This is a genomic window from Citricoccus muralis (assembly GCF_003386075.1).
Classification (GTDB): Bacteria; Actinomycetota; Actinomycetes; order Actinomycetales; family Micrococcaceae; genus Citricoccus; species Citricoccus muralis.
The window spans coordinates 1,475,615-1,488,211 of the sequence record NZ_QREH01000001.1; the positions used below are offsets into that span (position 1 = coordinate 1,475,615).

7 protein-coding genes and 1 tRNA gene are annotated in these 12,597 nt (G+C 68.3%); 3 read left to right on the forward strand and 5 right to left on the reverse strand.

From position 1 onward, the window contains the following. The first annotated feature begins 86 nt into the window (after positions 1 to 86). Entirely contained in the window at positions 87 to 1,667 is a 1,581-nt protein-coding gene (locus C8E99_RS06485; RefSeq protein ID WP_115931602.1) for an anti-sigma factor domain-containing protein, read from the forward strand. 7 nt (positions 1,668 to 1,674) lie between these two features. Here the strand turns inward: C8E99_RS06485 and C8E99_RS06490 are convergent, their stop codons facing one another. Both C8E99_RS06490 and C8E99_RS06495 read right to left on the reverse strand, forming a co-directional pair. Continuing rightward, on the reverse strand, positions 1,675 to 2,565 hold the full coding sequence (locus C8E99_RS06490; RefSeq protein WP_425452865.1) for a PIG-L deacetylase family protein: 891 nt from the start codon (positions 2,563 to 2,565) through the stop codon (positions 1,675 to 1,677). Between the two features lie 23 nt (positions 2,566 to 2,588). After that, entirely contained in the window at positions 2,589 to 4,130 is a 1,542-nt protein-coding gene (locus C8E99_RS06495) for a S1C family serine protease (protein ID WP_115931603.1), read from the reverse strand. A 255-nt stretch (positions 4,131 to 4,385) separates the two neighbouring features. Between C8E99_RS06495 and C8E99_RS06500 the strand changes: the two genes are divergently transcribed. Continuing rightward, complete coding sequence (locus C8E99_RS06500) at positions 4,386 to 6,506, forward strand: TPM domain-containing protein (protein WP_211308993.1); 2,121 nt, start codon at positions 4,386 to 4,388, stop codon at positions 6,504 to 6,506. 137 nt (positions 6,507 to 6,643) lie between these two features. Then, complete coding sequence (locus tag C8E99_RS06505) at positions 6,644 to 7,441, forward strand: PspA/IM30 family protein (RefSeq protein WP_115931604.1); 798 nt, start codon at positions 6,644 to 6,646, stop codon at positions 7,439 to 7,441. Positions 7,442 to 7,600: 159 nt separating this feature from the next. Here the strand turns inward: C8E99_RS06505 and C8E99_RS06510 are convergent. The 3 genes from C8E99_RS06510 to C8E99_RS06525 form a co-directional block, all read right to left on the reverse strand. Then, positions 7,601 to 7,674: transfer RNA gene (locus C8E99_RS06510), tRNA-Met, on the reverse strand. A gap of 238 nt (positions 7,675 to 7,912) precedes the next feature. Continuing rightward, positions 7,913 to 11,092, reverse strand: coding sequence for a UPF0182 family membrane protein (locus tag C8E99_RS06515; RefSeq protein WP_245952119.1), 3,180 nt, complete (start codon positions 11,090 to 11,092; stop codon positions 7,913 to 7,915). Positions 11,093 to 11,263: 171 nt separating this feature from the next. Then, positions 11,264 to 12,445 (reverse strand): YlbL family protein, encoded by a 1,182-nt coding sequence (locus C8E99_RS06525; protein ID WP_115931607.1) that lies wholly within the window; start codon positions 12,443 to 12,445, stop codon positions 11,264 to 11,266. Positions 12,446 to 12,597 lie beyond the last annotated feature (152 nt).

Here is a 12,597-nt window from a genome sequence, read left to right on the forward strand (position 1 = left end):
TCCTTGCCGATCCCCGCATTGCGGACCGGTCACGGTCCGCGTGGCGTCAAGGCGGGGTGGCCCGGCGTTCCTATGCTGGAAGCACCATGAAGAAGAACGCTCCCGGTCTCCCCGATCGTCCGACTGCCCCGGAAGACGAACCTGCCTCATCGGCGACCTCGACCACAGCGACGGATCTCGGCCTCCCCGGCCTCGATGACCTGCTGCGACTGGCCGGCGAGGGCGACCAGGCCTCCTTCTCCGCGTTCTACGATGCCACCGCCCCCTGGGTCTACGGACTCGCGTCCTCCATCTTCACCTCCGAGGCCGACGCCGACGAGGCCACGGTGCTGACCTATGTCCGGGTCTGGGACGCCGCCCCGCACGAGCGGTTCGACGATGATTCCGTCCGCGCCCGCCACCGCTCGGTCCTGTGCTGGCTCGAGGTCCTGGCGCACGACACCATGACGCAGTTGTTGCGTGAGGATTCCCTGCCCGAATACGGTGCGGGGCTCCTGCCGGACGGCGCCGGAGCTGCCGAGGGCGGCCACCGCCAGCCCACCACGGTGCTGTCCGTACTGACGCCGGCCCAGTTCGAGGCGCTGGACCTGGCCTGGGCCGGGGGCCGGACCTACCGCCAGGTGGCCGAGGAACTCGGCATCGCCGTGCCCACCGTGAAGTCCCGGCTGCGGGACGCCGTCCAGCGCGTCTCCAAGCGCTACCAGGAGAAGTTCCTCGGACGCTCCACTGAGGACGATCCGGTGCTGCACCGTGCGGTCACCCCGGAGATCGCGGCCCGCACCGGCACCACGCGCAACTTCACCCTGAACCTGAGCCAGGACCTGGAGAACGGCCTGGCCAAGGAGTGGGCTGATCTGGTGGCCCTCGATGCCGTGGCGGAACCCGAACGCGAGGAGCTGAACCGCTTCCTGTCCCGCCAGGGCCCCGAGTTCACGACCATGTGGCGTGCCCGGATCGAGGGAGCCCGCCGCACCGTCACGTGGGCGTTCCGCGGGCTGGCGCACGAACCGCCTTCGGAACTGCTCGACGAGTTGCTGCACCGGCTGCCGGCGCAGGACGTCGGCATGGGACTCGTGGACGGACTGGGGCCCTCCGAGTCACCCGACCCAGGGGGGACGCGCAAGCGCCCCGTGAAGAAGTGGATGCTCGTGGTCGCCGGGCTGTTGATCCTGGTCTTGGGCGTCTGGACCATCGTGCGGCTGATCGTGGGGCCGGACATCGTCTCGGCGGTGGACGGCGCCGAGGATTCCTTCACCACCCGGCAGGTCACGCTCGCAGACGGCGGTTCCATGCAGGGGCACGTCTCCAAGGAGCACGACCTCGCGTACGTGACCTTCGCCGGCATGCCGTCCCCGGGCGAGGGCAACGTGTTCCAGCTGTGGCTCTTCCCCATCGACGGCTCGGCACCTCACAGCCTGGGCACCCACACGCTCGAGGACCTCGAGGACCCGGTGACCTTCCGCGGCGTCGAGCGGTTCCGCGAACTGGTGGTCACCCTTGAGCCGGAGGGCGGCTCGGAGACTCCGACGTCGGCCTCGCTGGGCAACGTCGACCTCGTCCACCAGGTGACACAGGGGCCGATCTACGGCGGTCATCCGAACAGCACGCCGACCCCGTCCGAGGAGGGCGCCGAAGGTGCCAGTAGCGACGAAGGTGCCGAGGGCTGACCCTCGCTTAGAACCCGCTGATCGTGGTGGGGTCGTTGACGCTGACCAGTTGGAAGGTCTCCACGAACCGGCGGCGACCGTCGGCCGTGACAGCGGTGGTGCTCGAGGTGGGGTGGTCCGGCACGGACACCGTCTCGGCAGGGACGCTCGAGTCCGCCGTCCCGCCCGCGGCAGCGGAGCCCGCTGCGGCGAGCCAGTCCCGGTGCAGCTGCTCCATACCGTCCAGGACGAAGGCCTCCATCGCCGCAACGTCCGGGTGCTGCGAGGCATGGAACCGCAGGGCGGCCAGCTTGTCCTGTTCGAACCCGGTCACGTCCACGGCGAGATTGGACCGGGCCGCCGGGTGGCAGTACACCACGAGCCACTTGAGGTGGAACGCCTCCAGCCCCCGCGCGGCCAGCTCCGGATAGGCGAAGGGATTCTCCACCGCCGGGTAGCTCGCACGGACGACCGCCTCACCGGCGGCGAGGTGGTCGGGATGGGACCGCTGCAGGCGGTCCCAGTCCCGTTCGGGGGACATGGTGAACACCGCGTCCGGCCGGTGGCGGCGCATCGCCTCCACCACCTTGGCCATCACGGCGTGCGAGGCCTCCAGGTAGCCGTCCCGCTCCCCCAGGTACTCCACGTCCTGCACGCCCAGATGGGCAGCGGCCTCCCGCTGCTCCCGGTGCCGGCGTTCCGTCATGGTGTGCTGGTTCTCGGCCTCGAAGCCTCCCGCGTCCCCGTCCGTCATCACCACGTAGGTCACCTCGACGCCGGCCCGCGTCAGCCCGGCGACCGTCGCGGCGGCTCCGAAGTCCAGGTCATCGGGGTGGGCGCCGAAGGCCAGGACCTTCGTCCATCCGTGGTCGGCAGCCAGTTCGGCAGGCGTCTTGAGAGGCATCGTCAGCGGCGTCATGTCCTCCATGGTGCCCTCTGGCGCTAGCCCTGGTTACCATCCGAGACGAACGTGACCTCTGCGGACTGTTCCTCGCCGTCCCGCGTGAAGTGCACCGTGGCCGTGCCGCCCTCGGGATACTCACGCACCACGGCGGTCAGCGACTCGCTGTCCGCGATGGGCCGGTCGCCGACGCCGGTGATGACGTCACCCTCCTCGATCCCGGCCTCAGCGGCCGGAGAGTCCGGGACCACCTCGACCACGCGGGCCCCGGCGCTGAACCCACCGGAGGCCAGGGCGTTCTGCTCACTGGTACCGGCGCCACTGGCCTCGGCACTCGGCTCGGACCCGGCCGGGGTGGCGGGCTGGGGCGTCACGGAGACGCCGAGGAAGCCGTGGGTGGCCTCTCCGTTCTCGATGATGTCCTGGGCCACGCGCTGGGCGTAGTCGACGGGGATGGAGAAGCCCACCCCGATGTTGCCGGAAGAGTCGGAGGCGGAGGACCCGGCAGCGGAGGCGATCGCCACGTTGACGCCGATCAGCCGGCCCTGGGCGTCCACGAGCGCGCCGCCGGAGTTGCCGGGGTTGATGGCGGCGTCGGTCTGGATGACATTGATGTAGATCGATCCCTGGGCCTGCTGTTGCTGCTGCTCGGGGGCGGGGAACCCGGGGATCTCGAACTCGGGAGCGTCCTGGCTGCCGCCCTCCCCGCTGTCCTCGGGCACGGCCGAGGAGGAGACCGAGATCGTGCGGTTCAGCTTGGAGACGATCCCGTCCGTGACGGTGCCGGACAGTCCCAGGGGGGCACCGATGGCGATGGCGGAATCGCCCACGTTCAACTCGGACGACTGCCCCTTCTCGATGGGCGTGAGCCCCTCAGCCTCGACCTTGACGACGGCGAGGTCGGACTCTGGGTCGGTCCCGACGATGCTGGCAGTGTGCACGGCCCCGTCGGCGGTCTGGACGGTGATGTCGGCATCTCCGGCCTGTCCGCCCAGCGTCACGACGTGGGTGTTGGTGAGAATGTGCCCTTCGTTATCGAGGATGACCCCCGAACCCGACCCGGACGCCTGACCAGCCGAGACGGAGAGGGTCACCACGGACGGGGCCGCCTTGGCGGCCGCGGCTGTGACGGCGGTGGCGTCCTCCGAGCGGTTGATGTCCAGGCCGTGGCCCTGCTCCTGGACAGAGCCCGTGCCGGCCGAGCCGGTGTTGTCGTCCGTGGCCGCGTTGACGCCGACGGCCACGCCGCCACCGGCCAGGCCGGCCAGCAACATGCCGGCGACGAGGGCACCGACGCCGACGGTGCGGCGCTTCCTCGCCGGGCCGGCGTCGTGATGGTGTGCCTGGTGGGAGGAGTCCGCGACGGGTGCGCCCGTTTCCGGCGCATCCATGGCCGGTTTTGAGGCATCCGTGCGCGGCAGGGACTGGGTCTCGTTCCAGCGGGGGTACGGCTCCCGGCTGGCCGAGAGCGGCTCGGACGATCGGGCGGACGTCGGCGGGGTCTCAGGACGCGGGGGGACGGGAGGCGTCTCCCCGTGCTGCCCGCCGGTACCCTCGGTGCCGTTGTGATCCGCTTCGTTCATGGTCGTCGTCCTTTCCTGCCGGAGCACCCGCGGTGGGTTGTCCGTCGTCGTGGTCGGCCAGGCCGCTCGGGCCCCACCGCACCGTCCATCCTGCCGCTCCATCCTGTCCATGGGGATCGTGTTCGCTGGACGAAACCTGAGTGCCTGCTCGACGGTTCGCGGACGGCGCACACGTCTTCGTGGCGAACGTCCGGAATCGCCCCATAGACTTCTGCTAGCAGCCACCATCCCACGTGTAACCCTGAAGGGTGATCCATGAAGTCCCAGGCCCCTGCGGTGCAACCGCGCCGTCTCTCCCCCGCCGTCCTGGCCTCGAGTGCCCTGTTGGCCTCGGGACTGACCATGGCCGGCGGACTGGCCTTCGCCGAGGCTGCCCGGGCCGAGGCGCCGGTGGACATTCCCCCGCGCACCTTCGTGGTCGATGAGGCGGAGGTGCTCACCTCCGCCGAGGAGAACGAGATCACCCAGGCCATCAACCAACTGCGCTCGGAAGAGGGTCAGAATCTCTACGCGGTGTACGTGAACGAGTTCACCGACGAGGCCGGCCAACCCATGGATCCAAATGAGTGGGCACTCGAGGTGAGCGAGGTCAACTCGATGGGATCCACCGATTCCCTCCTGGTCGTCTCCGTCGAGGAGGGCGAGTACCGCTACGGCGCCGCCCAGGTCAACAGCATCTATCCTCTGCAGAACGAGATCGCCGAGGAGTACATCGGCCCAGCTATGCCGGCGGTGGGTGAGGACGATTGGGCCGCTGCCGCTACGGCCGCGATCGCCGGCGTGGACGACGCCGCCGACGGGCGTGTCAATGGGCCCGACTCCGGCGGTAACGCCGGCGGCTGGATTGCCGGTGGCGTGGCTGTGGTCGCTCTAGCCGGTGGCGGATATGCGCTGATGCGCCGCAACAAGAACAAGAGCGACCAGCAGGCCGAAGGCTCCCGCGGCGCCCAAGGCCCACGCGACCCACTGGACGAGATGTCCGTGGACGAGCTGCGCACCAAGGCCGGCTCCATGCTCATCGGCGCCGATGACGCGATCCGGTCTTCGGAGCAGGAGGTCGGCTTCGCGCTGGCGTCCTATGGCGAGAAATCCGTGGAGACCTTCACCCAGGACATCGAGATCGCCAAGGACCACATGCGGGAGTCCTACAAGCTGCAGAACCAGCTGGACGACCACATCCCGGACACCGAGGAACAGCAGCGTGCCTGGCTCAAGGACATCATTGCCCGGTGCCAGGCTGTCAACGAGTCGCTGTCCGCACACACCAAGGAATTCGACGCACTCCGCGACCTGGAGAAGAACGCCGGTGCGGCCCTGGAATCCCTCAACACCCGCGCCGATCAGGTGGCGGACTCGGTGGCCCAGGCCGAGCAGGGCCTTGTGGACCTGCACACCCGCTACGCCGACGTAGCGCTGGCCGAGGTCAACGACAACGCCACGCAGGCCCGGGAACGCCTCGAATTCGTCCGGGCCGCCGCGGCCAAGGCCGAGGAGTCCCTCGCCTCCGACCCCTCCACCGCCGTGCTGGCGATCCGGGCCGGTGAGGAAGCCGTCTCCCAGATCTCCACCCTGGTGGAGGCCGTGGCCAAGGCTCAGGGGCACCTGGAGGACGCCATGGAGAACCTGCAGACCGGGATCAACCAGTCCACCCAGGACCTCGCCCAGGCCCAGGCCCTCGTGGAAGCTGGCCGACACACCGAGCTGGCGGGGCCGGCGGCCGGCCTGCAACAGACCCTGTCCCGCGTGAGATCCGAGATCGCCGCAGGACGGCCAGCCCCCTTCCGACTGCTGCAGTCGTTGGAGCAGGCCCACCGCCAGCTCGACGCACCACTGTCCGGTATCCGAGACCGTCAGGAGCAGGAGCGACGGGCCGCCTCCGCGCTCCAGTCCACCATCCGCCAGGCACAGGCCCAGATCGACGGCACCCAGGACTTCATCGCGGCCCGCCGGGGTGCCGTGGGCAGTCAGGCCCGGACCAAGCTGGCCGAGGCGGAGCGGACCCTTCAGGACGCCGTCCGGCTCTCCGGACAGGACCCGGTGACCGCCTTGAATCTGGCGAACCAGTCCAGTTCCCTGGCGGACCGCGCCAGCCAGCTGGCCCAGCAGGACCTCAATCAGTGGGGCGGCTACGCCGGCGCCGGTGCCGGCCACGGGGGCCGTGGTGGTTACGGCGGCGGTGGGGGTGGCGGCTTCGGCGCCGGGCTCGGCGGTGCCATCCTCGGCGGCATCCTCATGGGCGGCATCCTCGGCGGAGACAATGACCACGGCGATTGGGGCGGCGGCGGATTCGGTGGCTTCGGCGGTGGCGGCGGCCTGGGCGGCGGGGACTTCGGCGGCGGCGGTGGCTTCGGCGACTTCGGTGGCGGTAGCTTCTAGGATCAGACAACTGGACGATGCGTCCCAGAGATTACCGGTACCGCGAGGTACCGGGGCCCAACGCCCGTCAGCGGGACACGGGAGACGGAGCTCCGGAAAACCCCGGGGCCCTCACGGAATGAGCGGAAGGCGACAACGTGGTAAAGCAGTCCATATTCGGCCGAATTGCAACCCTGGCCAAGGCCAACATCAACACGATGCTGGACAAGGCCGAAGACCCGCAGAAGATGCTGGACCAGATGGTCCGCGACTACACCAACAGCATCTCCGAGGCTGAGGCCGCCGTGGCCCAGACCATCGGCAACCTGCGCATGATCCAGGACGACTACAACGAGGACCTGGACGCCTCCAAGAGCTGGGGCCAGAAGGCCCTGGCTGCCTCCTCCAAGGCCGACCAGTTCCGCACCGCCGGTGACACGGCCTCCGCGGACAAGTTCGACAACTTGGCCAAGGTCGCCATCGAGCGCCAGATGGATTCCGAGAAGTCTGCCAAGGCCGCGGAGCCGACCATCGCCTCGCAGACCGAGATCGTGGACAAGCTCAAGGACGGCTTGGACAAGATGAACGACAAGCGCCGTCAGCTGGTCTCCAAGCGGGACGAGCTGACCGCGCGTGCCAAATCCGCCCAGGCACAGTCCGCAGTGCACGACGCCGTGAAGTCGATCGACATCATGGACCCCTCCTCCGAGGTCAACCGCTTCGAGGAGAAGGTCCGCCGTGAAGAGGCCCGTGTGCGGGGTCAGAATGAACTGTCTGCCTCGTCCCTGGACGCCCAGTTCGAGTCGCTCGAGGACCTGGGCGAGCAGACCGAGGTCGAGGCCCGTCTCGCCGCACTGAAGGCTGGTGGGACCCAGTCCCTGACCGCGGGCAACGCCACGGACACCGGCGAGAACGAGCTGGACTACTCCGAGGGTGCCACCACCCAGTCCAACTGATTCCGGTACCCGGCTCCCGGATCACCAGCCCGGACCACGAGGCCGGCCCCTCCCCTTCCCAGCACCCGTCAGGGACAGCAGCTGGAAGGTGAGGGGCCGGCGTCGTCCCCAGACAGCAGAAAACCCCCGAACCATTGGTTCGGGGGTTTTCCCTTCTCGTTGCGGGGGCAAGATTTGAACTTGCGACCTCCGGGTTATGAGCCCGGCGAGCTACCGAACTGCTCCACCCCGCGGCGACTCCTATGACTATACGGGGGTCATTGCCGGAAAGCCAAATCGAGGCCACCGTGACGTCTACCACCGGCCAGTCACCGTTCATCTAGCCTCCACCGTTCGGCCATCGGGCCGTCCTCGAACCGGTGCGGCTGTCCTACGAGACGGACCGCCCACCACCGGATGCAGCAGGGGCCGCCGCCCGGAGTGATCCGGGCGGCGGCCCCTGCTGACTGCGATGAGACGGGCTCGAGGGGATCAGCCCTCGGTGCCCTCCTCGGCCGGCGGCTCGGTCTGCTCACCGTCAGCGGGCGCCTCGGCGCCCTCCTCGGGCGTGGCCCCGCCACGGATGGCCTCGTCGGCCTCCAGGGCACGGGACAGCGCGTCGTTCAGGCGGGTCTGAGCCTCGCCATATGCGGTCCAATCGCCACTGGCCATGGCCTCCTCAGAGGCCATGATGGCCTCGTTGGCGTCCTGGAGGGCCTGACCGAGCTGTTCCTGCGCGCTCTGGCTCTCCGGCGGGGAGGGCTGCGAGCCCGGTTCCTCCGCGGCCGGGTCGTCGATCGACGGGTCATCCGTGGGGTCCTCGCCGGAGTCCACGTTGGCACCGGAGTCTCCACCGAACACCTGGTCCATGGCCTCCTCCAGCGTGGGGGCGAAGCCGATCTGGTCCTCGCCGAAGGACACCAGCACCCGGCGCAGCGTCGGGTAGGAGGTGGTTCCCGTGGACTGGATGTAGACGGGCTGCACGTACATGATGCCCTCGGCCACCGGCAGCGTGATGAGGTTGCCGTTGATGACCTCGGAGGCACCCTGCCGCAGCAGGTTCAGCTCCTGGGAGACCTGAGCGTTGGAGTCGAACTGCGCCTGGGCCTGGCCCGGTCCCGGAATGGACGTCTGGCGCGGGAGCTCCAGCAACTGTATGTGGCCGTAGTCCTCCGACTTCACGCCGTCCTCGCCGGTGCCCGCGTCGCCGTTGGCGGCCAGGTATCCGTAGAGCACGTTGCGAGTCTGGGCGTCCTGTGTGACCTGTGGGATGTACGTGCTGGTCAGCTGGAACGCCGGCTCGTCCTTGCCGGGCATGCGCAGGGTCATGTAGTACGGCGGCTGCTTGATGGTCTCGTCATCTTCCGTCGGGTCTGCCGGGACGGACCACGCGTCGTTGTTCTCGTAGAAGTCCACCGGATCCGTCACGTGGTAGCGGCCGAGCAGTTCGCGCTGAACCTTGAACATGTCCTCGGGATACCGCACGTGATCCATGAGTTCGGCACTCATCTCTGAGTACGGCTGCAGCGAGGTCGGGTAGACCTTCTGCCAGGCCTTCAGCAGCGGGTCTTCCTCGTCCCAGGCGTAGAGGTTGACGGAGCCGTCATAGGCGTCCACGGTGGCCTTGACTGAGTTGCGGATGTAGTTGACCTGACCGGTCAGGTTGGCGGCGGCGTCCGTGTTCAGGGCGTCGCGAGTCGCCGAATCGAGCTGCTGAGCGGTGGAGTACGGGAAATTGTCCGAGGTGGTGTAACCCTCCACGATCCACTGCACTCGGCCGTCGACCATCGCCGGATAGGCGTTGGAGTCCACGGTCAGGTACGGGGCGACCTTCTGGATGCGCTCGATCGGATTGCGGTCGTAGAGGATCTGCGACTCGGAGTTCACGTCCGAGGACAGCAGGATCTCCGTGGAACCGAACTTGATGGCGTAGACCAGCTGATTGAAGAAGCTGCCCACGGACGGACCGCCCTCACCCGAGAAGGTGTAGGTGGTGTCCTGGTCACTCGCAGCGTCCTGCGGGCGGTCACGCTCACGCTCGGGGGCCCCCTCCGGGGCTCCCACGATCGAGTAGCTCGGCGAGTTCATGCCGAAGTAGATGCGCGGCTCGTAGGTCTCATCGCTGCCCAGGGCACCCGAAGTCGGGATCCCGGAGAGCAGGAAGGACGGGCGCCCGCCGGCGGCCACCTCGGAGGCGTCCGCGGCCACCATTCCGTAGCCGTGGGTGTAGGTGATGTGCTGGTTCACCCAGGATGACGTGGGATCCACGTTGACGTCACGCACGGAGAGAATGGTGTCCTGTGATTCACCGTCGACGTCGTAGCGGTCCACGTGCAGGGTCTCCGGGAAGGCGTAGTACGGCCTGAACTGCTGCAACTGGCCGAACGTCCGCGAGAGCAGATTCGGGTCCATCAGGCGGATGTTCGCGGTGCTGGCTTCTTCCCCGGAGAGACTCCCGGCCGCAGCCTCGGTCTCGCCCGCATACCCGGTGGTCTCGACGTCCGCCAGCCCGTAGGCCTCGCGGGTGTGCTCGATGTTGCGGTCGATGTAGTCCTGTTCCAGCGTCACCTCGGAGGGCCTGACCTGGTACTCCTGGATGAGGAAGGGGTAGGCGGCACCGGCCACGATCGCGGCGATGACCAGGCCTGCCGCGCCGACCAGCGAAATCCGCCACTTGCCGGTGATGGCGGTGACGATGAACAGGATGGCCACCAGGGCAGCCGCCACCGCGAGGATCGTCGAGGTCGGTATCACGGCGTTGACGTCCGTGTACATGGCACCGGCCCAGTTGCCGTTCTGCGACTGCAGGGTGCGGTAGCGGTCCAGCCAGTAGTTGACGGCCTGCAGCACGAGGAACAGGGCCACGAAGACGCCCAGGTGGATGCGGGAGGGAGATTCAATGACGATCCCTCCCTGCTCCTTTACCCGGATGCTGCCATAGAGGTAGTGGACGAGCAGTCCGGCGATGCCGGCGATCAGCACGACCGAGACCAGGAATCCGACGATCAGGCCGAGGAACGGCAGGGTCGCCATGAAGAACATGAAGTCCAGGCCGAACTCCGGGTCCACCTGGCCGTAGGGCTCCTGGTTGAAGAACAGCAGCACATCCTGCCAGCCGTTCATGGCGGCGGAACCGGCGAAGAAGCCGATCACCACGGGGATACCGATGAACACCAGGCGGCGCATGGGCTCTAGCTGCTTCTGGTACTGCGCCAGGGAATCACGGGTCTGGCTCTGCATGTTCTGGGGCCGTGCCCTCCACGCCAGCCACATGGACAGCCACACGGCGGCTCCCATGAACACCCCGCCGATCGCGAACAGTGCGGCGCGGGTCCAGATCTCGGTCCAGAACACCTCGGAGAAGTCCACCTGGTTGTACCAGAGGACATCGGCATAGACACCGGTGAAGAACATGAAGGCGACCACGAGCACGGCCAGCACCACGATGGTGAGCACCAGCGCCGAGGGGCGGCGGGAGCCGGCTGGGCGTGCCCCCGAGGAATCACCGCCGCCGTCGGCCGGCTGCCCCGGGCCACCGGGACGACCGGGACCCCCCGGTCCGCCGCCTCCTGGGCCACCGAACAGGCCGCCGGAGCCCCCTGTTCCGCGGTCGTTGCCGCGTCCATCGTCCGGTCCTCCGAAGAGACCGCCAAACCCTTGTCCGAAACTCACGTGTCCTTACCCATCTGCGCCCTGGCGCCGGTCGTGTCCTGCACTGCGTTGGCGGCCTTGTGTGGCCACCGAAGTCCTTGGTCCTGCGTTGTCCTGCCGTCTTGCGTTTTCTTACGTGTCTTGTGCTGTACCGCGCCATGGCACGCCGTACGTCACTCTTCGCTGGCCCGATCAGCCGCAGGTCGGTGCCTGCGGCGTTTCACCACTCCCCACGGTCTCGACCACGGTCCGGGCCTGTTCGAGGGTGGTCACCGAGTAGACCTCGATCCCCTCGGGGACGTTGCCCGCCAGCTCGGCACAGTTGCCCGCCGGGGCCAGGAAATGGCGAGCCCCGCCGGCCTGGGCGCCGGCGACCTTCTGCACGATGCCGCCGATCTCCCCGACCGTCCCATCCGGATCGATCGTCCCGGTGCCCGCGAGGTGCTGGCCGCCAGCCATGGCCCCGGGGGTCAGCTCGTCGACGATCCCGAGTGCGAACATCAGCCCAGCGCTCGGACCGCCGACGTTCTCCAGCGTGATCGCCACGTCCAGCGGGAACTCGAAGTCCGAGTCCAGGAAGACGCCCATCAGCCACTCCCCCTGGGGCCCCTCGTAGACGGGGACCTCGACGGTGCGCTGCTGGCCGTCCCGGACGATGCCGAGGTCAACCGGTTCACCTCCGGAGTCGTTGAGCCGGTTCTTCAGCCCCTCGAGTCCGGTGACCTCGATTCCGTCCGCGGTGACCAGTTGGTCCTCCGGCTGCAGCAGGTCGGTAGCCTGGGAGTCCTCGGTGAAGCCGGCGACGAACAGGGTCTGGCGGTAGTCGATGCCCAGGTTCTCGAGCGCCGCGGCTACGGCCCAGCTCTGGGAGGTGGCCATGGCCTCGGAATTCTCGACGTTGACCTCCTCTGAGGTGGTCCCGGAGGGGTAGACGAGTTCCTGGGGAATGACAGATGCAGTCGGATTGACCCAGCTGCGCATCACGTCCAGGAACGTCGTCCAGCCTGTCGGAGCCCCGGACACGTACACCGTGGTCAGATCCAGGTTGCCGTCCGTCGGGTAAGTCTCGGCACCGGCGACGGTGATCACCGGCTCACCCTCGAACTCGCCGATGGTGTTGAAGGTCGGTCCGGGCGACTCGATGATGAACGGGCTGGGCAGGGCAACGGCGGTCAGTGTCAGGAGTCCGGCCACGGCACCGGCCACGGCGGTGATGCGACGACGGCGGCGACCGGCGTGGGTGCGACGCGTCCAGGTCTTGAGGTCGGTGGCGTCTCTCAGGTCGGGCGCCTCAGCCGGCGCCTGGCCCGCGTACGGGGTCGCGGAACCGGGCACGGCCGACGGCGACGACGGCGGGTGTCCGGTCTCTGACACGTCAGGGCACCTGTCTTCACGAAAACTGCCCCGGGAGTGGGGATCCACCGACCCGGGCAAAGGCGTACGGCCCACTGCACGAGCCGCTCTGGTCTTCCTTCATTCTAGGGGGTCTGCGCGCGGGGTGTGGCGCAGGACGCAATGCCCCTGTG